Genomic DNA, 22,116 nt, shown 5'->3' on the forward strand with positions numbered 1-22,116 from the left:
CCCGCTTTTTTTATTAATCGCGAAAGTTTTTAAACTGGAACGGCTGGCCGAGATTGCCGCCGCGCACCAGCGCCATCACGGATTGCAGATCGTCACGCGATTTGCCCGTCACGCGGATCTCCTCGCCCTGAATTTGCGTCTGCACTTTCAGTTTGCTGTCTTTAATCAGCTTAACGATTTTCTTCGCCACGGCGCTGTCAATGCCGGTTTTCAGTTTTGCTTCCACGGACCAGGTTTTGCCGCTGTGCAAAAACTCTTCCGGCACCTCAATGGAACTGCCTTCAATGCCGCGCTTCAGCAGTTTTGCACGCAGGATATCAAGCAACTGATTGACCTGGAAATCGGACTCGCTCAGCACCTTAATGGTCTGATTCTTTTCATTCAGTTCAATGGTCGCTTCAACATTACGGAAATCGAAGCGGGTCTCCACTTCACGCACGGCGTTTTCGACGCCATTACGCGCTTCCTGAATATCAACCTCAGAAACAATATCGAAAGATGGCATGTTTTACTCTCCCTCTCTTTTTGATGCGATGCATAATACCTGCAACCTGAGATAACACAACCTGTTATGCCTGTGTCTGAAGGATAGCTGATAGCGCTATACTGACAGGGATAACGCCTGTGATCGCGGCAGGTGAGGAGGAAAAATGAAGATTACCGTGCTGGGATGCGGCGCCCTCGGGCAGCTCTGGCTGAACGCTCTGCATCGCCAGGGCCATGAAGTGCAGGGATGGCTGCGCGTTCCACAACCGTGGTGCAGCGTGAACCTGCAGGAAGTCGACGGTAGCGTCTTCAACGAATTGCTGACGGCCAACGACCCTGAGTTTCTGCAAAATAGTGACCTTCTGCTGGTCACACTCAAGGCCTGGCAGGTCTCAACGGCGGTGAAAAACCTCGCCAGCCAGTTGCCCGCCCGTTGCCCAGTCCTGCTGCTGCATAACGGGATGGGAACGCTGGATGAGCTGGGTGCGTTACAACAGCCGCTGCTGACAGGCATGACCACGCACGCGGCGCGCCGCGACGGGAATGTGATTGTTCATGTTGCCAATGGCACCACCCACATTGGCCCGGCAAATGCGGCAGCGCGCGATTACAGCTTTCTGGCCGATACGCTGCAGGCCGCGTTACCCGATGTCGCCTGGCACAATGATATGGGCGCCTCGAGCTGGAAAAAGCTGGCGGTTAACTGTGTGGTTAACCCGCTGACTGTGGTCTATGACTGCCCGAATGGCGCGCTGGTGAATTATCCGCAGGAAGTGGCGGCCATTTGTCACGAAGTGGCAGCGGTGATGCAGCGCGAAGGGCATCACGCCAGCCAGGACGATTTGCTTTTTTACGTCTGGCAGGTGGTGGAGAGCACTGCGGGAAATATCTCCTCGATGCTGCAGGACGTTCGTGCCCTGCGCCATACTGAAATAGACTATATCAATGGTTATCTGCTTAAACGCGCGCGCGCCCACGGCATCAGCGTGCCGGAAAACGCCAGACTCTACGAACTGATTAAACGTAAGGAGAATGAATATGAGCGCGTCAGCACTGGTATGTCTCGCCCCTGGGAGTGAAGAGACCGAAGCGGTCACCACTATCGATCTGCTGGTGCGCGGCGGGATCGCGGTCACCACAGCCAGTGTCGCCAGCGATGGCAACCTGACAGTGACCTGCTCACGCGGCGTGAAACTGCTGGCCGATGCGCCGCTGGTTCAGGTCGCTGACGGCGATTTCGACGTGATTGTCCTGCCGGGCGGTCTGAAAGGGGCGCAAGCGTTCCGCGACAGCCCGTTGCTGGTCGAGACGGTCAGGCAGTTTCATCTCTCCGGGCGTATCGTCGCGGCAATCTGCGCCGCCGCAGGTACCGTGCTGGTACCGCACGATCTCTTTCCCATCGGCAATATGACCGGCTATCCGGGGCTTAAAGAGACGATTCCCGAAGAGCAATGGCAGGACAAACGCGTGGTCTGGGATCCGCGGGTTAATCTGCTCACCAGCCAGGGACCGGGTACGGCGATTGATTTTGCGCTGAAGATTATCGATCTGCTGGTCGGCCGCGAGAAAGCCCACGAAGTGGCGTCGCAACTGGTGATGGCGGCAGGAATTTATAATTATTACGAGTAGATTTTGCCCGGCCTACAACGTCCGTAGGCCGGGTAAGGCATCGCCGCCACCCGGCATAACGATTACGGACGATACACTTTCACGTTGGTAAAGCCCTGCTCACGCAGGTACAGTGCCTGCAGACGGCTCATCACACCACGCTCACACCACAGCAACCAGGTTTTGCTCTGATCGAGATTGCCAAACTGGGTGCTCAGCTTGTAGAACGGCAGCGAGACCACGTCAATGCCTTCCACTTTCAGCGGCTTGTCATCCTGCTCGTCAACAGAGCGAATATCGAGGATCACATCGTTGGCACCGAAACCGTTCACGGTTTCCACTTCGACCACGTCCTGGCTGGTCTGTTGCGCGATGTCGCGGATATCAAGGTTGCTGGCTTCAGCAACGACGGTATCGAGGATACTGAAATCAAAATTCGCTTCTTCCGCTTCGATCTTCGCTTTTACCGCCTTTACCGTCGGGCTTTTCGAAATCACGCCGCAGTATTCCGGCATCGTGCGGGCAAAGTCTTCGGTACCGATTTCACGCGCCAGGTTGATGATGTGCTCTTTGTCGTAGGAAATCAGCGGGCGCAGGATCAGCGTATCCGAGACGTTATCGATAAGACGCAGGTTGGTCAGCGTCTGGCTGGAAACCTGCCCCAGCGCTTCACCGGTCACCAGCGCCTGCACACCGTAACGCTCTGCCACTTTTGACGCCGCGCGTACCATCATGCGTTTCAGCACCACGCCCATCTGACCGTCATCGATTTTTTCGAGGATCTCGCCGACCACTGGTTCAAAATTGATCGCCACAAAACGCACACGGTGCGAGCTGCCGAAGCGGTTCCACAGATAGTGCGCCACCTGACGAACGCCGATTTCATGCGCCGCGCCGCCAAGGTTAAAGAAACAGTAATGAACGCGGCAGCCGCGACGCATCAGCATATAACTGGAAACGCCGGAGTCGAAACCGCCGGAAATCAGCGACAGGACATCTTCCTGGGTGCCGATAGGGAAACCGCCAATGCCTTCGTAGCGCCCTTTCACCAGCAGCAGACGATCATCTTCAATCTCCAGATTGACCGTGACGTCCGGGTTCGTCAGTTTCACGCGCGCGGACTCAACATGCTGATTTAAACCGCCGCCGACATAACGTTCCACTTCAATGGAGCTAAACTCATGCTTACCGCGACGTTTTACGCGCACGCAAAAGGTTTTGTTTTCCAGCTTCTCACGCCAGGCGTCCAGCGTTTTCTCGAAGATGTCGTGCATTGAGGTGAACGGCACATCTTCGACTTCAAGAATATGGTGAATACCGGGAATGCGGGTCAGCGCGTCACGGATAGCAGGACGCTGGTTTTCGTCTTTCGCACGGACTTCGATGTGATCCCAGTGGCGAACGACGGCAAGCGTCTCGTCGTAGTGCTTCAGAACGTTACGAATGTTACCGGTTAGCATCTTAATAAAGCGCAAACGCACAGATTGGCTTTTGATTGTGATTTCCGGGAACAATTTAATGATAAACTTCATGGCGGCAATGGTTCGTTGGCAAACCCTGGGTTTGCATGACAAAAAAATATTGCAGCCCATACCTGCGGCTGCATCCAGGCGCGGAAGTATATCACCTTCGTTACCAACCTGCGCGTTACCATTATGCGTTATTTCCCTGGCGACCTGACTTCGCTACCATAGTGTGGTCGCCCTAAAATAGAGTCAGACATTCACTATGCCAAAGAAAAATGAAGCCCCTGCCAGCTTTGAAACTTCGCTGAACGAGCTTGAGCAAATCGTCACTCGCCTGGAAAGCGGCGAGCTTCCGCTGGAAGAGGCGCTGAATGAATTTGAGCGCGGCGTCCAACTGGCGCGTCAGGGGCAAAGTAAACTGCAACAGGCCGAGCAGCGTGTACAAATCCTGCTGGCGGAAAGCGAAGATGCCCCACTGTCCCCTTTCACCCCGGACGCTGAGTAATGGATTTTTCGCAACAATTACAGGCGTGCGTGACTCGGGCGAATGACGCCCTGCATCGTTTCATCGATCCGCAGCCGTTTCAGAACACTCCGCTGGTTGAAGCCATGCACTACGGCGCATTATTAGGCGGAAAGCGGCTGCGTCCTTTCCTGGTGTACGCCACCGGTAGTATGTTCGGCGTCAGTCTGGAAACCCTTGATGCTCCGGCAGCCGCGGTAGAATGCATTCACGCCTATTCGCTGATGCATGACGATCTTCCGGCAATGGACGACGATGACTTACGCCGCGGGCAACCCACCTGTCATATTAAATTCGGCGAAGCGAACGCCATTCTGGCGGGTGATGCCCTGCAAACGCTGGCATTTTCTATACTCAGCGATGCACCGATGACTGACGTCAATGATCGCGATCGCCTGGCGATGATTTCTGAACTGGCGCAGGCCAGTGGCGTGGCGGGCATGTGCGGCGGTCAGGCGCTGGATCTCGCCGCCGAAGGCCAGCATGTGGATCTCGCCGCGCTGGAACGCATTCATCGTCACAAGACCGGCGCGCTGATCCGCGCGGCTGTCCGTCTCGGGGCTCTGAGCGCCGGAGAACGAGGCCGCGCCGTCCTGCCGGTACTGGATCGCTACGCGCAAAGCATCGGCCTCGCGTTCCAGGTTCAGGATGACATTCTTGATGTGGTGGGGGATACTGCCACGCTTGGAAAGCGCCAGGGCGCTGACCAGCAGCTCGGAAAGAGCACCTATCCCGCACTGCTGGGCCTTGAGCAGGCCCGGACGAAAGCCCGTGATTTGATTGAAGATGCCCGCCAGTCGCTGAACCAGCTGGCCGCCCAATCACTGGATACCACGGCACTGGAAGCGCTAGCGGACTATATAATCCAGCGTGATAAATAAACACTAGAACCACGATGAGTTTCTGATGAGCTTTGATATTGCCAAATACCCGACGCTGGCGCTGGTGGACTCGACTCAAGAGCTACGCCTGTTGCCGAAAGAGAGCCTGCCGAAACTGTGCGACGAACTGCGTCGCTACCTGCTCGACAGTGTGAGCCGTTCCAGTGGGCATTTCGCCTCCGGGCTTGGCACGGTGGAACTCACCGTGGCGTTGCATTACGTCTATAACACGCCTTTTGATCAGCTGGTGTGGGATGTCGGGCATCAGGCGTACCCGCATAAAATCCTGACCGGGCGTCGTGATCGGATCGGCACTATCCGTCAGAAAGGCGGTTTGCACCCGTTCCCGTGGCGCGGTGAGAGCGAGTATGACGTGCTGAGCGTCGGTCACTCGTCGACCTCCATTTCTGCGGGCAGCGGCATTGCGATTGCTGCCGCGAAAGAAGGCAAACAGCGCCGGACGGTCTGTGTGATCGGCGACGGTGCCATTACCGCCGGTATGGCATTTGAGGCGATGAACCACGCGGGCGATATCAAACCGGATATGCTGGTGATCCTCAACGACAACGAAATGTCGATTTCCGAAAATGTTGGCGCGCTGAACAACCATCTGGCGCAACTGCTCTCCGGCAAACTCTATTCCACCCTGCGCGAAGGCGGCAAAAAAGTCTTCTCCGGCGTACCGCCGATTAAAGAGCTGCTCAAACGCACCGAAGAACACATTAAAGGGATGGTGGTGCCAGGCACGCTGTTTGAAGAGCTGGGCTTTAACTACATCGGCCCGGTTGACGGACACGACGTGCTGGGACTGGTCAGCACCCTCAAAAATATGCGTGACCTGAAAGGCCCGCAGTTTTTGCACATCATGACCAAAAAAGGGCGTGGCTATGAGCCTGCCGAAAAAGACCCAATCACCTTCCATGCGGTGCCGAAATTTGACCATACCAGCGGAAAATTACCGAAAAGCAGCGGCGGTCTGCCGAGCTATTCGAAAATTTTTGGCGACTGGCTGTGCGAAACCGCCGCCAAAGACGACAAATTAATGGCCATCACGCCTGCCATGCGTGAAGGCTCCGGGATGGTGGAGTTTTCCAAAAAATACCCGGATCAGTACTTTGATGTGGCGATTGCTGAGCAGCATGCGGTCACCTTCGCCGCAGGCCTGGCGATCGGCGGCTACAAGCCAGTGGTGGCGATTTACTCCACCTTCCTGCAGCGCGCTTACGATCAGGTGATCCACGACGTGGCGATCCAGAAACTACCGGTGATGTTTGCTATTGATCGCGCGGGTATCGTCGGTGCCGACGGCCAGACGCACCAGGGCGCGTTTGACCTCTCTTTCCTGCGTTGCATCCCGGAGATGGTGATCATGACACCGAGCGACGAAAACGAATGTCGCCAGATGCTCTACACCGGTTATCACTATAACGAAGGGCCTTGCGCAGTGCGTTATCCTCGCGGCAACGGTACTGGCGCTGAACTCCAGCCACTGGCGAAACTGCCGCTGGGGAAAGGCATTATCAAACGCGAAGGCGAAAAGCTGGCTATCCTCAATTTCGGTACGCTGTTGCCGGAAGCAGCAGCGGTGGCTGAAAAACTGAACGCGACGCTGGTCGACATGCGCTTCGTTAAGCCACTGGATGAACAGCTGATTCTGGCAATGGCGGAGCAACATGAAGCGCTGGTCACGCTGGAAGAAAACGCTATTATGGGTGGAGCAGGTAGCGGCGTTAATGAAGTCCTGATGGCCCATCGCAAGCCCGTTCCGGTGCTGAATCTGGGTCTGCCGGATTTCTTTATTCCGCAAGGCACGCAAGAAGAAGCGCGCACGGAAATCGGCCTCGATGCCGCAGGAATTGCAGCGAAAATCGCCTCCTGGCTGGCATAATCCCTCCCCTTTCCGCTCCTGCTATGCTTAACGGTACAATTTTGAGCCATCAGCAGGAGTGGAACCATGAAATACAATACGTTAGGAAAAACAGATCTTAAGGTTTCCCGTCTTTGCCTCGGCTGCATGACGTTCGGTGAGCCCGATCGCGGCAGACATGCCTGGACGCTGCCGGAAGAGAGCAGCCGCCCGATCATCCAGCGGGCGCTGGAAGGCGGCATCAACTTTTTTGACACCGCCAACAGCTACTCCGACGGCAGCAGTGAAGAGATTGTTGGCCGCGCGCTGCGCGATTTTGCCCGCCGTGACGACATTGTGGTCGCCACCAAAGTATTTCATCAGGTCGGTGATTTAGCGGAAGGTTTGTCCCGCGCCCAGATCCTGCGCTCCATCGACGATAGCCTTAAACGTCTCGGTATGGAGTATGTCGATCTGCTGCAAATCCACCGCTGGGATTACAACACGCCCATCGAAGAAACCCTCGAAGCACTGAACGACGTGGTCAAAGCGGGTAAAGCGCGTTACATCGGCGCCTCCTCCATGCACCCGTCGCAGTTTGCCCAGGCGCTTGCCCTGCAGGCGCAGCACGGCTGGGCACCGTTCGTCACCATGCAGGATCACTACAACCTGATTTACCGCGAAGAAGAGCGGGAGATGCTGCCGCTGTGCTACAAAGAAGGTGTGGCGGTGATCCCCTGGAGTCCGCTGGCGCGCGGGCGCTTAACCCGCCCGTGGGGAGAAACCACAGCACGACTGGTATCGGATGAGTTCGGCAAAACGCTCTACAGCACGACGGAAGACAACGACGCGCAAATTGCGGAACGGCTGGCCGCGATCGCTGAGGATCTGGGTGCCACCCGTGCGCAGGTTGCGCTGGCGTGGCTGCTGAGCAAACCCGGTGTGGCTGCACCGATTATTGGTACGTCCAGAAAAGAACAGCTTGATGAGTTGCTGAATGCAGTCGATATAACACTGAAACCGGAGCAAATCGCCGAACTGGAAACGCCGTACCAGCCGCACCCGGTGGTCGGGTTTAAATAGTTTTTTGCCGCCGGGTAAGGCGAAACTGCCACCCGGCGCAAATTTAAAACAGCCCAATCGGCCAGTGGTGGCCAATCAGATACAAAATCCCGGCAGAGATAATGCCAGCGACGATATCATCCACCATGATCCCCATACCGCCGTGGACGTTGCGATCAAACCAGCGAATCGGCCACGGCTTCCACATATCGAGAATACGGAAAATCACAAACCCCGCCGCAACCCACTGCCAGTCATTGGTCGGCAACGCCATCAACGTGATCCACATGCCAATGAACTCATCCCAGACAATGCTGCCGTGATCATGTACGCCCATGTCTTTCGCCGTCTGGTGACAGAGATAAACGCCGATACAGATCCCCAGCATCACCACCAGCGAATAGAGCTGCCATGGCAGAAAGGTCATCAGATACCAGAACGGGATCGCCGCCAGCGACCCCATCGTGCCCGGGACAATCGGGCTTAAACCACTGCCAAATCCCGTCGCCAGTAAATGCCACGGATTGAGCAAATTCAGGCGGCTTTTGGCAACATCTTTAGTGCGCGTCAAAATGATCGTACCCTTTCCAGTCCAGCGTAATATTTTTGCCATCTCGCTGGAAATGCAGCCCTTCCACTTCCGCGCTGATTTGCCCGATGCAGGTAACCGGAATGCCTAAATGCCCGACAGCAACATCCATCGCACCACGGTTCAGCTCCGGCACCGTGAAACAGAGCTCGTAATCTTCTCCGCCCGACAGCGCCCAGCGCAGCGCCTGCTCCGGATCGACATGGCGCCGCATCGCATCGGAATACGGCATCGCATTGAGATCGAGTCGCGCGCCGCAGCGGCTGGCTTTCAGGATATGACCGAGATCGGAAATCAGGCCATCAGACAGATCGATAGCCGAGCTGGCGAGATCGCGCAGTGCCTGACCGTGCAGAATACGTGGCGTTGGCCGCAAGTGCCGCTGCTTCAGATAGCGGGCGTCGTCTGTCGCGTTCACCTGCAGGCGATCCTGCAAAATTGCCAGTCCCGCCGCGCTGTCGCCCGGCGTCCCGGTGACGCAGATCCAGTCGCCCGGTTTCGCCCCGGATCGTTTCAGGGCGCGGCCTACCGGCACAAAACCGTGGATGCCGAGTGTCATCGACAACGGACCACGCGTGGTATCGCCGCCAATCAGCTGCATATCGTAATAGTTGAGCTGTTCGAACAGGCTGTCGCTGAACGCCTGTAGCCAGGGTTCATCCACCGTCGGCAGGGTCAGCGCCAGCGTCAACCACGCTGGATCGGCACCCATCGCCGCCAGATCGCTCAGGTTAACCGCCAGCGCTTTATACGCCAGATCAGCAGGATCGATATCGGGTAAGAAATGAATGCCAGAAACCAGCGTATCTGTGCTGATCGCCAGCGTTTGTTTGTCCGGAATATTGAGGAGAGCGCAGTCGTCGCCGATGCCTGTATCGACGTCGAGACGAGAGCTTCTCACGCGATCAAAATAACGGGCAATCAGGGAAAATTCACCGCATGCCATACGTTATGCCTCAGCAGAAGAAATAAAAAAGCCGGAGATGAAGAGCTGACTCTCAATCTCCGGCCTGTCGATTACTTTTTGTGGGGGCGAATTACCGGAGCTGCTTTATCCAGCACGCCATTGACGAACTTGTGGCTGTCTTCCGCACCGAAGGTTTTTGCCAGTTCGATGGCTTCGTTGATGGCCACTTTGTACGGCACATCATCACGTTTAGCCAGTTCGAAAAGCGCAATACGCAGCACCGCTTTCTCAACCTGACCCAGCTCTTCAAGCAGACGGGACAGGTACGGCTTCATCAGGCCGTCGAGATATGCGCTGTTAGTCGCCACTCCGGTCAGCAGTTCACGGAAATACAGAACATCAACGTCTTTCACGTCCTGTTCCGCCAGGAACTGGTATTCAACATCAGCGATGTCGTTTTTGGACAACTGCCAGGAGTAAAGCGCCTGGACGGCACACTCACGGGCGCGGCGACGAGCAGCAGGTTTCACGGAATTCCCCTTACAAAAAAATCAGGCCTTGATGGCTTTCAATACATTAATCATTTCAAGCGCGGTCAGTGCAGCTTCTGCACCTTTGTTACCGGCTTTAGTGCCAGCGCGTTCGATGGCTTGTTCAATGCTTTCAGTGGTCAGAACACCAAAAGCAACCGGGATATCGCAATCCTGAGCGACGTGCGCCAGGCCATTGCTCGCACCACCGGCTACATATTCGAAGTGTGCAGTACCGCCGCGGATCACCGTACCCAGCGCGATAACCGCATCAAATTTACCGGTCTTCGCCATTACGCTTGCGGCCAGCGGCAGTTCGTATGCGCCAGGCACCCACGCCACGGTAATATTTTCATCTTTGACCTGACCAATACGTTTCAGGGCGTCAAGCGCACCGTTCAGCAGGTTGTCGTTGATGAAGTTATTGAAACGCGCAATGGTGATGGCAACGCGGGCGTCTGGGGTAGCAACGGGTGCTTCGATAATGTTCATACTTTTCCTTTACGGGTTCATTATGGCCCCGCAGGGGGGCGGATTTTATCATAATCTTTTGCGCACTGCTTACTTTATGTCGCAGACGTCAAATGCAGACACAGATCAGGGCCGACCTGCCGTATCTCGTTGAATTTCAAATGGGGGGCGTCAACCAGTTTCTCAAGCCCCGGCAGTGCACATAATCCACGGGCATCACTGCCTAACAGTGTAGGCGCAAGATAGACAATCAGCTCATCCACCAGACCCGCCTGTAGCAGAGCCCCGGCAAAGGTCGCCCCGGCTTCCACCCACAGACTGTTAATTTGCGCTTTGCCCAGTTGCATCATCAGTAACACCAGATCGAGATGGCCGTTATGCTCAGACATCTGCAACGCGCGGACGTTTTCCGGCCATTGACGGTCATCTTCTTGCGCGCGCACCAGCCAGGTTTCTCCCGCCTGCTGCACAATGCGGTGTTCCGGCGTCACCTGCCCGGTACGGTCGAGCACAATACGCAGCGGCTGGCGCAGATTTTCACGCGGGTAACTGGCCTGAGACTGGCTGTCTAACTCGTCCCAGCGCACGGTAAGCGCCGGGTCGTCTGCCAGCACGGTTGCGCTGGTGGTCAGAATGGCATGGCTTTGCGCACGCAGTCGTTGTACGTCACGGCGGGCAGCGGGCGACGTGATCCACTGGCTTTCGCCGCTGGCCATCGCGGTACGGCCATCCAGCGATGCGCCAAGCTTGAGTTGAATATAAGGGAAACCGGTGCGCATACGCTTCAGGAAGCCTTTGTTCAGCGCCTCGGCCTCGCTCATCATCAGCCCGTGGCTGACTTCAATGCCGGCCTGCTTCAGGCGGTGCAGACCGCGACCTGCGACCTGCGGGTTAGGATCCTGCATGGCCGCCACAACCCGCGACACGCCGGCGGCGATTAACGCGTCGCAGCACGGCGGCGTGCGCCCGTGGTGGCTACACGGCTCCAGGGTGACATAGGCGGTCGCGCCTTTCGCCTTCTCCCCCGCCATACGCAGTGCATGCACTTCAGCATGCGGTTCGCCTGCACGATAGTGAAACCCTTCGCCGACGATCTCGCCATGATTAACAATGACGCACCCCACGTTGGGATTGGGATGCGTGGTGAAACGACCGCGCTGCGCCAGCTTCAGCGCACGCGCCATGTAAATTTCATCCGACATGGCTTAATCCTGTAGACGGGCGATCTCTTCGCCGAACTCTTTGATATCTTCAAAGCTGCGATAGACCGAGGCAAAGCGGATGTAGGCGACCTTGTCGAGCTTCTTCAGTTGCTCCATCACCAGATTACCGATCATTTTGCTCGGCACTTCACGCTCACCGGAGGCACGCAGCTGCGATTTAATATGATTTAGCGCGATTTCGACATCATCGGAACTGACCGGGCGCTTTTCCAGCGCTTTCAGCATGCCGCTGCGCAGTTTATCTTCATTGAATGGCTCGCGGACGTCATTACTCTTCACCACGCGCGGCATCACCAGTTCAGCCACCTCAAACGTGGTGAAACGTTCGTTGCACACCAGACACTGCCGACGGCGACGAACCGACGAGCCTTCACCCACCAGGCGTGAATCGATGACTTTTGTATCTACGGCGAAACAAAATGGGCAATGCATAGCGCGTCCTGATTGTCGAATTAACTGAAATCCATTTTACCCTGTTCTGACCCGACAACAAAGGAAGAGCGCTTTTTGAGACAAACAGCAGATGTCTGAAAGTGCTTTGCTGGCTACCATTAAGCCAACGATGGTTTCAAGGAAAAATGAGATGAAGACAAGACGTTACCTAAGAATTCTCCTGGTGGGAAGCCTCTTTTCCCTCAGCGCCTGTGCGCAGCAAAGCGAAGTGCGTCAAATGCATCAAAGTGTGAGTACGCTGAACAAAGAGATGACGCAGCTTAACAAGGAAACGGTAAAAATTACGCAGCAGAATCGGCTAAATGCGCAGTCCAGCAACGGCGTCTATTTACTGCCTGGCTCCAACACCCCTGCACGCCTTGAGAGCCAGATTGGCACTTTGCGGATGTCACTGCTGAACGCGGCGCAAAACGCGCAGGGCACCCGGGTAACGCTGCGCATTCAGGGCGAATCGAATGATCCACTGCCCGCCTTTAGCGGCACCGTCGAATGGGGTCAAATCCAGGGTACCACAGAAAGTTTTCAGGAAGTTAACGTACAGAACCAGTTGATCAACGCACCGGCCAGCACGCTGGCGCCGAGCGACGTGGATATCCCCCTCCAGCTCAACGGCATCACGCCGGATCAGTTAGGTTTCGTGCGCATTCACGACATCCAGCCTGCCGTTCAGCCTTAACCCCATCACTCAATAACCGGATGGTGTCACTGCCATCCGGCTACCTTTGTCTAAATACGCATCAACCCGCCGGACTAAGTCTTCTTTTCAGCCGCTATCGATTGGCAACTTTTAACAATCTCAGTACAATCCCGGCCTGCCAAAGCACGCAAACGTGAACGCAATCGATTACGTGAATGAGAGATCTGTGAAACAAGACATATTTTTGTGAGCAATGATTTCTATAATAGGCACGCAGAAACACGAAACATTCAGAAACGTTAAAACGACTCTTATAACTCCCCCGCTCAGGGGTTTTAATCAGTGGCAAAATGATGAAAAAAACATTACTGGCAGCCGGTGCTGCACTGGCGCTTTCCGCATCTTTCACTGCCAGCGCGGCAGAAAACGACAAACCGCAATATCTCTCCGACTGGTGGCACCAGAGCGTTAACGTGGTAGGCAGTTACCACACCCGCTTTGGACCGCAGATCCGCAACGATACGTACCTTGAATATGAAGCCTTTGCCAAAAAAGACTGGTTTGATTTCTATGGTTACATCGATGCGCCGGTCTTCTTCGGTGGTAACACTGACGCAAAAGGGATCTGGAACAACGGTTCTCCGCTGTTTATGGAAATCGAACCGCGTTTCTCTATTGATAAGCTGACCGGCACCAGCCTGGCGTTTGGTCCGTTCAAAGAGTGGTATTTCGCGAATAACTATATCTACGATATGGGCCGCAATGACTCTCAGGAGCAAAGCACCTGGTACATGGGTCTGGGTACCGATGTTGAAACCGGTCTGCCGATGAGCCTGTCGCTGAACGTGTATGCGAAATACCAGTGGCAGAACTATGGCGCATCCAACGAAAACGAGTGGGACGGCTACCGTTTCAAAGTGAAATACTTCGTGCCTATCACCCAACTGTGGGGCGGCCAGTTGAGCTACATCGGCTTTACTAACTTTGACTGGGGTTCTGACCTGGGCGACGATAATTTCTACGACAACAACGGGAAGCACGCGCGTACCAGCAACTCCATCGCCTCCAGCCACATCCTGGCGCTGAACTACGATCACTGGCATTACTCTGTTGTTGCCCGTTACTGGCACAACGGCGGTCAGTGGGCGGACGACGCCAGCCTGAACTTCGGCAAAGGCGACTTCAGCGTTCGTTCCACCGGCTGGGGTGGTTACCTGGTCGTGGGTTACAACTTCTGATCCCCGTCCTGCTGAAAAAAGCCAGCCTTCGCGCTGGCTTTTTTAATGTGTGTCGACCCGCTTTACCTTACGTAAAAAGTCGCTGAGCGAGCGATCTGCCTGCTCGCTGAAGCGTCTGTCCAGCGTGGTGATATTCAGGCAGCGATCGAGCCGGAAGCAGCGGTAATCCTCCCGCCGTTCACACCAGGTCACCAACAGCCAGTGCTCGCCCCAGAAAAACAGCCCCAGCGGCTGCACGTTGCGCCATGACAACTGCCCCGACTCATCACGATAATGCAGCGCCAGCACCTGCTGGGCGGAGATCGCGTGATGGATTTGATCGAACACGCTGCGGGAGTGCGACGGCAAACCGATATCGGGCGCAAAAATACGCGTTTGTTCCGCTTTACGCCGACGCTCATCCGGCAGGATCGCGAGGATCTTTTCCTGTGCCGACTCAAGCGCCAGCGACAGCGTTTCGCCCCCCCAGGTTTTTAGCAGGCGAATCGCCACGATTAGCGCTTCCGATTCGTGAGTGGTCAGCATCAGCGGTGGTAGATCGAAGCCGTCCATCAACCGGTAACCGCTCCCGGCCTCGCCTTCCACCGGCACGCCGGAGACAGATAGATCGCGGATGTCGCGGTAAATCGTCCGTTCGGAGACACCCAGACGCTCTGCCAACAGCGCCGCCGTCGTCAGCCTCCTGCCACGCAGGATCTGCACAATCTGAAAGAGTCGGTCGGCGCGTCGGGACATGATCTCTCCGGGTCAGACGTTAAAGCGGCGGCTGATGCAGGCCAATGCGGTTGCCTTCGCTGTCCATAAACAGGGCAATAGCGCCAATGTTATTGGGTAATTCCAGCGGACCAAAAACACACTCGCCACCGGCAGCGGCCACGCGTTCCAGCGTCGCGTTCAGATCGCGGGTATGTAAATAGATAATACAACCCTGGGCCGATGGTGCGAAATGTTCAAACTTCACCAGCGCGCCGCCAGTGGCCGGATCCTGATACGGAAATATCGCCATCTCGATATTGGACATGTTTTCATGGCGCAGTGAAAGCTGCATGACCGGCTCGTAGAAAGCCATTGCGCGTTTCAGGTCGGTGACCGGAATTTCAAACCAGTTGATGATGTTGTTCATAGTGACTCCAGGGGTTGGGTGGGTACATAAGGAGTCTATGACAGGCCTCCTGACAGCATAGTGTCAGGAGTGTGCAAAAAAAATCCCGATCAGATGACCGGGATTTTATTCAGCACGTATTTACGCAGTTACGGCAGAATTGACGGCTGATCCGCCCCTTCTTTTTCCACTTTCTGCTGCAGCATGTGCTCACGCTTCATGCCCAGTTTCAGCGCCAGCGCCGAAGCCACGTAGATGGACGATGCGGTACCGATGGTGACACCGATAAGCATGGTCAGCGAGAAGCCTTCCAGCACCGGACCACCGAAGAGGTACAGCATCAGGATAACCATCAAGGTTGTCCCGGAAGTAATCAACGTACGGTGCAGCGTCTGGGTCAGCGACACGTTAAAGATCTCGTAAGGCGTACCGCGACGGATCTTGCGGAAGTTCTCACGGATACGGTCGGAGACCACGATGCTGTCGTTCAGCGAGTAACCGATGACTGACATCAGCGACGCCACAATGGTCAGGTCGATTTCGATATGGAACAGCGACAGCACCCCAAGGGTGATGATAACGTCGTGCAGCAGCGAAATAACGACCCCTGCCGCCAGACGCCACTCAAAGCGGATGCCGACGTAGACGAGGATAGACAGCAGCGCCGCCATCAGCGCCATCGCACCGGTCTGAGCGAGATCGGCACCCACACTCGGGCCCACAAACTCAATACGCTTAACCGTCGCGTTCTGGCTGGTGGACTCGTTGATGACGCTCACGACCTTGCTGCCCAGCGCCTGGCTACCATTCGCGTCATGCTCTGGCGGCATACGCACCATGATGTCGCGGCTGCTGCCGAAGTTCTGCAATTGCGGCTCAGCAAAGCCTGCTTTTTCCAGCGCTTCACGCATCTGGTCCATATCCGCTGGTTTTTCCAGCGTGATTTCGATAACCGTACCACCGGTGAAATCGAGACCCCAGTTGAACCCGCGTACGCCCATCACGACGATAGCCAGCACGAGCAGCAAACCTGAGATGCCGAAAGCCCAGTAGTCCCAGCGCATAAAGTCCCAGACTTTACGGCCGTGGTTCAATTGTTCAATTGTATATTCCTGTGCCACAACGCACTCCTCAGATAGACAGCTTTTTAATGCGCTTGCCGCCGTACAACAGGTTCACGATGGCACGGGTACCGACGATAGCGGTAAACATGGACGTCGCGACACCGATACCGGTCGTGATCGCAAAGCCTTTGATGGCCCCGGTACCGACCGCGTACAGGATGATCACTTTAATCAGCGTCGTGATGTTCGCATCGAAAATCGAGCTAAACGCCCCACGATACCCTTCGTCGATAGCCTGTTGAACCGTACGCCCGTTGCTCAATTCTTCTTTGATACGTTCGTTGATCAGAACGTTGGCGTCGACGGCCACCGCAAGGGTTAGCACGATACCCGCAATCCCCGGCATACTCAGCGTCGCGCCAGGTAGCAGCGACATCACGCCAACAATCAGGATCAGGTTCGCCACCAGCGCGCTTGTCGCGATCAGACCAAACTTCTTATAGAAGAAGATCATGAAAATGATAGAAACCGCCAGCCCCGCCAGACAGGCTTCGAGACCCTGCTGGATGTTCTGCAGACCCAGCGTTGGACCAATGGTACGCTCTTCAACGATCTGAATCGGTGCAATCAGCGCGCCTGCACGCAGCAGCAATGACAACTGACGCGCTTCGTTCGGGTTGTTGATCCCGGTGATGCGGAAACTGTTACCCAGACGAGACTGGATATTGGCGATGTTAATCACCTCTTCCTCTTTCACCAGCACCGCACGACCGTTGGCATCTTTCTTACCGCTGTCTTTGTACTCCACAAACAGGGTCGCCATCGGTTTACCGATGTTGTCCTTGGTGAAGTTAGACATGATGTTGCCACCGGCGCTGTCGAGCGAAATGTTCACCTGCGGCTGGTTGTATTCATCCTGGCTGGAAGTGGAGTCGGTGATATGGTCACCGGTCAGGATCACGCGTTTGTACATGACAACCGGCTGACCTTCACGGGTGGATTTCACTTCGGAATCGCCCGGCACACGGCCAGACGCCGCCGCAGACTGATCAACGTTAGTGTTGACCAGACGGAATTCCAGGGTCGCAGTCGCGCCGAGGATCTCTTTCGCACGTGCCGTATCCTGAATACCAGGCAGTTCAACCACGATACGATCAGCGCCCTGACGCTGTACCACTGGCTCGGCAACACCCAGTTGGTTAACGCGGTTACGCAGAATGTTGATGTTCTGCTGAACGGCATATTCACGGGCTTCTTTCAGACGCTCGTCGGTCATCACCGCGCGCAGCTGGTTGTCGCCCTGGCTGGAGATCACCAGATCGCGGTGACGCGGCGCCAGATAGTCAATCGCCTGAGAACGTGCCGCGCTGTCGCGGAAGGTGATGCTGAGGCCGTAGTTTGCCTCTTTGCGAACGGTAGTATACGGAATGCCTTTTTCACGCAGATCACTGCGCAGGCCATCGATATTCTGTTCCTGCAGTTTACCGAGCGCGGTATCCATATCCACTTCCATCAGGAAGTGAACGCCGCCACGCAGGTCGAGGCCGAGTTTCATCGGCTCCGCATGCAGAGCAGCTAACCAGCGCGGCGTAGCAGGAGCAAGGTTCAGCGCCACGACGTATTTATCACCCAGCACGCCCACCAGCGCTTCGCGAGCGCGCAGCTGGACGTCAGTGGAGTCGAAGCGCGCAAGAATTGCGCCCTCTTCCAGTGCCACAGACTTAGCGGTAATTTTTTCTTCTTTTAAGGTGTTCTGGACCTGGATCAGCGTTTGCTCACTGGCGGCGACGCCGCGCGCGCCAGTGATTTGAACAGCCGGATCCTCACCATACAGGTTGGGAAGTGCGTAAAGCAGGCCGACGAGAATCACGACGACCAGCATGATGTACTTCCACAAAGGATAACGGTTTAACACGGCAGTTCCCTTTGGGAAAACGAAAGATTACAGCGCCTTCATGGTGCCTTTCGGCAGAACGGCGGCTACGAAGTCACGTTTGATAACCACTTCAGTGGTGTCGTTCAGCGCGATAGCAATGTAGCCGTTTTCAGCCACTTTGGTTACGCGGCCAACCAGACCACCGTTGGTCAGCACTTCATCACCTTTGGCAATGGAGTCCATCAGCTTTTTGTGCTCTTTAGTACGTTTCTGCTGTGGGCGTAAAATCATGAAGTAGAAGATCAGACCAAAAACCACCAGCATCAGGATCAGAGACATCGGGCTGCTCTGCGCCGGTGCTCCGGTTGCCGCTACCGCATCAGAAATAATAAAGCTCATTCAAATTCCCTCATTATTAAAATTAATCAACGTTCAAAGGTGGAACGGGTCGACCCTGTCGTTGGTAAAAATCGGCCACGAAGCTCTCTAATTTACCCTCTTCAATAGCCTTGCGTAAACCAGCCATTAAGCGCTGATAGTAGCGCAAGTTATGAATGGTATTGAGACGTGCGCCCAATATTTCGTTGCAACGGTCAAGATGATGCAAGTAAGCGCGCGAATAATTGCGACATGTATAGCAATCACACTCGGCATCGAGCGGGCTGGTGTCGCTTTTATGTACGGCGTTACGGATTTTCACCACCCCGTCGGTGACAAAAAGATGACCGTTACGGGCATTGCGCGTCGGCATGACGCAGTCGAACATATCAATGCCGCGACGAACACCTTCCACCAGGTCTTCCGGTTTACCCACGCCCATCAGGTATCGCGGTTTATCCGCCGGGATCTGCGGGCAAACATGTTCAAGGATGCGATGCATATCTGCCTTCGGCTCACCAACAGCCAAACCGCCGACAGCGTAGCCATCAAAGCCAATCTCTACCAGACCTTTGACAGAGATATCGCGTAAATCTTCGTAAACGCTGCCCTGAATGATGCCAAACAGCGCATTTTTGTTGCCCAGCCCGTCAAAGCGATCGCGGCTGCGTTTCGCCCAGCGCAGGGACATTTCCATCGAACGTTTCGCGTAATCCCAGTCTGCCGGGTAAGGCGTACATTCATCAAAAATCATGACGATGTCGGAGCCGAGATCGTACTGAATTTCCATTGAGGTTTCAGGATCAAGGAAAATCGGGTCGCCGTTAATCGGGTTACGGAAGTGCACGCCCTGCTCGGTGATCTTACGAATGTCGCCGAGGCTGAACACCTGGAAGCCGCCGGAATCGGTGAGGATCGGCCCTTTCCACTGCATGAAGTCATGGAGATCGCCGTGCAGCTTCATGATCTCCTGCCCCGGACGCAGCCAGAGGTGGAAAGTATTGCCGAGAATGATTTGCGCGCCGGTCGCTTCAACTTCTTCCGGCGTCATGCCCTTAACGGTGCCGTAGGTACCCACAGGCATAAAAGCAGGCGTTTCCACTACGCCACGATCAAACACCAGGCGGCCACGGCGTGCGCGACCGTCGGTCGTATCCAGTTCAAATTTCACTACATTTCTCCTGCATCAGAGAGACAGTCTGATGATTAAACCTGTGCCGCGGCATTATTCCCCGACACGTTCAGTAATGGCTTGCGGATTGTACGTGATAAACATCGCATCACCGTAACTAAAAAAGCGATATTTCGTCTTAACCGCTTCCTGATAGGCCTGCATGGTGTGCTGATAGCCCGCAAAGGCGGAAACCAGCATGATCAGCGTCGATTCAGGCAGATGGAAGTTGGTGACCAGCGCGTCGATCACCTGATACTGATAACCCGGGTAGATAAAAATCTGTGTGTCGCCAAAGAACGGCGCAATCAGTGCGTCTTTTGCCGCCTGCGCTGCGCTCTCCAGCGAACGAACGGAAGTGGTACCCACCGCCACAACGCGGTTGCCGCGCGCTTTCGCCGCCAGCACCGCATCCACCACGCTCTGCGGCACTTCGGCATATTCGGAATGCATAATGTGCTCTTCGATGCTGTCGACCCGCACTGGCTGGAAGGTGCCCGCACCAACGTGCAGCGTTACGAACGCCATCTCAATGCCCTTCTCGCGCAGACGCGCCAGCAACGGTTCGTCAAAATGCAGACCGGCAGTCGGCGCGGCGACCGCACCCGGTTTCTCGCTGTAAACGGTCTGATAGAGTTCGCGGTCGGCATCTTCGTCAGGGCGGTCAATGTACGGCGGCAGCGGCATATGGCCGATGCTGTTGAGGATATCCAGCACCGGGCGCGGGTCGTTAAACTGCACTTCAAACAGCGCGCCATGGCGGGCCACCATCGTGGCATTGATGCTTTCATCGTCGCCCAGCAGCAGTTCTGCGCCGGGTTTTGGCGCTTTAGAGGCGCGAATATGTGCCAGAATACGTTTATCATCGAGCATACGTTCGACCAGCACTTCAATCTTGCCGCCACTGGCTTTACGGCCAAACAGGCGTGCCGGGATCACGCGGGTATTATTAAAGACCAGCAGATCGCCAGGGTTGAGCTTGTCGAGCAAATCGGTGAAAGTACCGTGCGTCAGCGCGCCCGTCGGCCCATCCAGCGATAACAAGCGGCAGCTACTGCGCTCAGGCTGTGGATAGTGGGCAATCAGGGATTCGGGCAACTCAAAGGAGAAATCGGCAACACGCATGACGTAGACTCGTGACTTAAAAACAGGCGGCTTAGTCTAGTGCTCGCGCCTCTTCGCTGCAACACTTAGCCGTTACCGGACAGAGATACACATGAATTTTCTTGCACATTTACATCTCGCCCACCTTGCCGACAGCTCACTGCCCGGCAATCTGCTCGCCGACTTTGTGCGCGGTAACCCGGACGAACTCTACCCGGTTGACGTCGTGGACGGTATTCATATGCATCGTCGCATTGACGTGCTGACCGACAACCTGCCGGAAGTGAAAGAAGCGCGCGACTGGTTTCGCCCGCAAACGCGCCGCGTGGCGCCGATTACGCTGGACGTGATGTGGGATCATTTTCTGTCCCGCCACTGGGAACGATTGTCGCCGGAGATGCCGCTGGCAGAATTCGTGCGCTATGCCCATGCACAGGTGAGCGTGATCCTGCCGGACTCCCCGCCGCGGTTTGTCAATCTGAACGACTATCTGTGGTCGGAGCGCTGGCTTGAACGCTATCGTGAAATGGACTTTATTCAGCGTGTATTAAACGGCATGGCCAGTCGCCGCCCGCGACTGGAAGCCCTGCGCGACTCCTGGCATGACCTGGATACGCACTATGACGAACTGGAAAATCGGTTCTGGCGGTTTTATCCGCGCATGATGGCGCAGGCGAGAAAAAGAGCACTTTAAAACTTGCGCTTTATCACAAATTCGATATCGTACAGGTGTTTTTTAAAATCGATTGATAGGTAAAACCTGTCTCATTGATTGTCAGCATCACGTTGAGCTTACCAATACCACTCTCTATACTGGCCCGCGTTGCGTTCCATTAACCTTATAAATGTAAAGGAGAACCCCATGGTTCTGGTTACTCGTCCGGCTCCTGACTTTACTGCTGCGGCTGTTCTTGGTAGCGGCGAAATTGTTGAAAAATTTAATTTCAAACAACACACCAATGGCAAAGCAACGGTTGTGTTCTTCTGGCCGATGGACTTCACCTTCGTCTGCCCGTCTGAACTGATCGCATTTGACAAACGTTACGAAGAATTCCAGAAACGCGGCGTTGAAGTCGTTGGCGTTTCCTTCGACTCAGAATTCGTCCACAACGCATGGCGCAACACCCCTGTCGACAAAGGCGGCATCGGTGCAGTGAAATACGCAATGGTTGCTGACGTTAAGCGCGAAATCCAGAAAGCCTACGGCATCGAACACCCGGACGAAGGTGTTGCACTGCGTGGTTCTTTCCTGATCGACAAAAACGGTATCGTGCGCCATCAGGTCGTTAACGATCTGCCGCTGGGTCGCAACATCGACGAAATGCTGCGCATGGTTGACGCGCTGCAGTTCCACGAAGAGCACGGCGAAGTGTGCCCGGCACAGTGGGAAAAAGGGAAAGAAGGCATGAACGCGTCTCCGGACGGCGTTGCTAAGTACCTGAGCGAAAACGTCTCTAAACTGTAATCGACAGCGTTAACGAAAAGGCTCGCCTCGCGAGCC

The 22,116-nt window shown here is 55.4% G+C and carries 25 protein-coding genes; 10 read left to right on the top strand and 15 right to left on the bottom strand.

The features are described 5' to 3' along the window. Positions 1–13 precede the first annotated feature (13 nt). Complete coding sequence (locus QMG90_RS16475) at positions 14–505, bottom strand: YajQ family cyclic di-GMP-binding protein (protein WP_038155115.1); 492 nt, start codon at positions 503–505, stop codon at positions 14–16. 145 nt (positions 506–650) lie between these two features. Here QMG90_RS16475 and panE point away from each other — a divergent pair, with 145 nt between their 5' ends. Further along, entirely contained in the window at positions 651–1,565 is a 915-nt protein-coding gene (panE, locus tag QMG90_RS16480) for a 2-dehydropantoate 2-reductase (RefSeq protein ID WP_283280724.1), read from the top strand. Further along, the gene (gene yajL / locus QMG90_RS16485) at positions 1,525–2,115 is read left to right on the top strand and encodes a protein deglycase YajL (protein ID WP_283280725.1); all 591 of its coding nucleotides are present in this window, start codon (positions 1,525–1,527) and stop codon (positions 2,113–2,115) included. Before panE ends, yajL begins: the two co-directional genes overlap by 41 nt. Before the next feature lie 62 nt (positions 2,116–2,177). Here the strand turns inward: yajL and thiI are convergent, their stop codons facing one another. Further along, complete coding sequence (thiI, locus tag QMG90_RS16490) at positions 2,178–3,626, bottom strand: tRNA uracil 4-sulfurtransferase ThiI (protein WP_283280726.1); 1,449 nt, start codon at positions 3,624–3,626, stop codon at positions 2,178–2,180. 196 nt (positions 3,627–3,822) lie between these two features. Here thiI and xseB point away from each other — a divergent pair, with 196 nt between their 5' ends. The 4 genes from xseB (at position 3,823) to QMG90_RS16510 (ending at position 7,893) form a co-directional block, all read left to right on the top strand. Further along, positions 3,823–4,065 carry an exodeoxyribonuclease VII small subunit gene (xseB, locus tag QMG90_RS16495; protein ID WP_283280727.1) on the top strand — a complete coding sequence of 81 codons (243 nt, stop codon included), beginning with the start codon at positions 3,823–3,825 and terminating at the stop codon, positions 4,063–4,065. Continuing rightward, a complete protein-coding gene (ispA, locus tag QMG90_RS16500) occupies positions 4,065–4,964 on the top strand; it encodes a (2E,6E)-farnesyl diphosphate synthase (RefSeq protein ID WP_283280728.1) in 900 nt (299 codons plus the stop codon). Before xseB ends, ispA begins: the two co-directional genes overlap by 1 nt. Before the next feature lie 25 nt (positions 4,965–4,989). After that, the gene (dxs, locus tag QMG90_RS16505) at positions 4,990–6,852 is read left to right on the top strand and encodes a 1-deoxy-D-xylulose-5-phosphate synthase (RefSeq protein ID WP_283280729.1); all 1,863 of its coding nucleotides are present in this window, start codon (positions 4,990–4,992) and stop codon (positions 6,850–6,852) included. A 66-nt stretch (positions 6,853–6,918) separates the two neighbouring features. Beyond that, positions 6,919–7,893: an aldo/keto reductase gene (locus QMG90_RS16510; protein ID WP_283280730.1), complete on the top strand. Its 975-nt coding sequence runs from the start codon at positions 6,919–6,921 to the stop codon at positions 7,891–7,893. Between the two features lie 43 nt (positions 7,894–7,936). On the opposite strand, the gene pgpA is transcribed toward QMG90_RS16510, so the two are convergent. From pgpA to nrdR, 6 genes are all read right to left on the bottom strand, one after another. Continuing rightward, entirely contained in the window at positions 7,937–8,485 is a 549-nt protein-coding gene (pgpA, locus tag QMG90_RS16515) for a phosphatidylglycerophosphatase A (RefSeq protein WP_283280731.1), read from the bottom strand. Beyond that, on the bottom strand, positions 8,430–9,407 hold the full coding sequence (gene thiL, locus QMG90_RS16520) for a thiamine-phosphate kinase (RefSeq protein ID WP_283280732.1): 978 nt from the start codon (positions 9,405–9,407) through the stop codon (positions 8,430–8,432). Before thiL ends, pgpA begins: the two co-directional genes overlap by 56 nt. A gap of 71 nt (positions 9,408–9,478) precedes the next feature. Beyond that, a complete protein-coding gene (nusB, locus tag QMG90_RS16525; RefSeq protein ID WP_283280733.1) occupies positions 9,479–9,898 on the bottom strand; it encodes a transcription antitermination factor NusB in 420 nt (139 codons plus the stop codon). Between the two features lie 21 nt (positions 9,899–9,919). Further along, positions 9,920–10,390, bottom strand: a complete 471-nt coding sequence (gene ribH / locus QMG90_RS16530; RefSeq protein WP_283280734.1) for a 6,7-dimethyl-8-ribityllumazine synthase — start codon at positions 10,388–10,390, stop codon at positions 9,920–9,922. 74 nt (positions 10,391–10,464) lie between these two features. Then, the gene (gene ribD, locus QMG90_RS16535) at positions 10,465–11,571 is read right to left on the bottom strand and encodes a bifunctional diaminohydroxyphosphoribosylaminopyrimidine deaminase/5-amino-6-(5-phosphoribosylamino)uracil reductase RibD (protein WP_283280735.1); all 1,107 of its coding nucleotides are present in this window, start codon (positions 11,569–11,571) and stop codon (positions 10,465–10,467) included. Between the two features lie 3 nt (positions 11,572–11,574). After that, positions 11,575–12,024: a transcriptional regulator NrdR gene (gene nrdR / locus QMG90_RS16540; RefSeq protein WP_038155143.1), complete on the bottom strand. Its 450-nt coding sequence runs from the start codon at positions 12,022–12,024 to the stop codon at positions 11,575–11,577. Between the two features lie 151 nt (positions 12,025–12,175). On the opposite strand from nrdR, the gene QMG90_RS16545 reads away from it, so the two are divergent. Beyond that, on the top strand, positions 12,176–12,721 hold the full coding sequence (locus QMG90_RS16545) for a SadB/YajI family lipoprotein (protein ID WP_283280736.1): 546 nt from the start codon (positions 12,176–12,178) through the stop codon (positions 12,719–12,721). 314 nt (positions 12,722–13,035) lie between these two features. Next, positions 13,036–13,920 carry a nucleoside-specific channel-forming protein Tsx gene (locus QMG90_RS16550; RefSeq protein WP_038155145.1) on the top strand — a complete coding sequence of 295 codons (885 nt, stop codon included), beginning with the start codon at positions 13,036–13,038 and terminating at the stop codon, positions 13,918–13,920. 42 nt (positions 13,921–13,962) lie between these two features. On the opposite strand, the gene QMG90_RS16555 is transcribed toward QMG90_RS16550, so the two are convergent. The 7 genes from QMG90_RS16555 to queA form a co-directional block, all read right to left on the bottom strand. Next, positions 13,963–14,655, bottom strand: a complete 693-nt coding sequence (locus tag QMG90_RS16555) for a helix-turn-helix transcriptional regulator (RefSeq protein WP_283280737.1) — start codon at positions 14,653–14,655, stop codon at positions 13,963–13,965. A 19-nt stretch (positions 14,656–14,674) separates the two neighbouring features. Beyond that, the gene (locus QMG90_RS16560; RefSeq protein WP_283280738.1) at positions 14,675–15,043 is read right to left on the bottom strand and encodes a VOC family protein; all 369 of its coding nucleotides are present in this window, start codon (positions 15,041–15,043) and stop codon (positions 14,675–14,677) included. 128 nt (positions 15,044–15,171) lie between these two features. Continuing rightward, positions 15,172–16,143 (bottom strand): protein translocase subunit SecF, encoded by a 972-nt coding sequence (secF, locus tag QMG90_RS16565; protein ID WP_283280739.1) that lies wholly within the window; start codon positions 16,141–16,143, stop codon positions 15,172–15,174. 10 nt (positions 16,144–16,153) lie between these two features. After that, on the bottom strand, positions 16,154–18,001 hold the full coding sequence (gene secD / locus QMG90_RS16570; protein WP_283280740.1) for a protein translocase subunit SecD: 1,848 nt from the start codon (positions 17,999–18,001) through the stop codon (positions 16,154–16,156). A 27-nt stretch (positions 18,002–18,028) separates the two neighbouring features. Beyond that, positions 18,029–18,361: a preprotein translocase subunit YajC gene (gene yajC, locus QMG90_RS16575; RefSeq protein ID WP_038155154.1), complete on the bottom strand. Its 333-nt coding sequence runs from the start codon at positions 18,359–18,361 to the stop codon at positions 18,029–18,031. A 22-nt stretch (positions 18,362–18,383) separates the two neighbouring features. Further along, a complete protein-coding gene (tgt, locus tag QMG90_RS16580; protein ID WP_054180489.1) occupies positions 18,384–19,511 on the bottom strand; it encodes a tRNA guanosine(34) transglycosylase Tgt in 1,128 nt (375 codons plus the stop codon). A gap of 54 nt (positions 19,512–19,565) precedes the next feature. Further along, positions 19,566–20,636 (bottom strand): tRNA preQ1(34) S-adenosylmethionine ribosyltransferase-isomerase QueA, encoded by a 1,071-nt coding sequence (queA, locus tag QMG90_RS16585; RefSeq protein WP_283280741.1) that lies wholly within the window; start codon positions 20,634–20,636, stop codon positions 19,566–19,568. A 91-nt stretch (positions 20,637–20,727) separates the two neighbouring features. On the opposite strand from queA, the gene acpH reads away from it, so the two are divergent. Together acpH and QMG90_RS16595 are read left to right on the top strand one after the other, a co-directional pair. Next, entirely contained in the window at positions 20,728–21,309 is a 582-nt protein-coding gene (gene acpH, locus QMG90_RS16590) for an ACP phosphodiesterase (protein WP_283280742.1), read from the top strand. Positions 21,310–21,477: 168 nt separating this feature from the next. Further along, positions 21,478–22,080 (top strand): peroxiredoxin C, encoded by a 603-nt coding sequence (locus tag QMG90_RS16595; protein ID WP_038155161.1) that lies wholly within the window; start codon positions 21,478–21,480, stop codon positions 22,078–22,080. The last annotated feature ends 36 nt before the right edge of the window (positions 22,081–22,116 follow it).

It is taken from the genome of Trabulsiella odontotermitis (assembly GCF_030053895.1).
Classification (GTDB): domain Bacteria; phylum Pseudomonadota; class Gammaproteobacteria; order Enterobacterales; family Enterobacteriaceae; genus Trabulsiella; species Trabulsiella odontotermitis_C.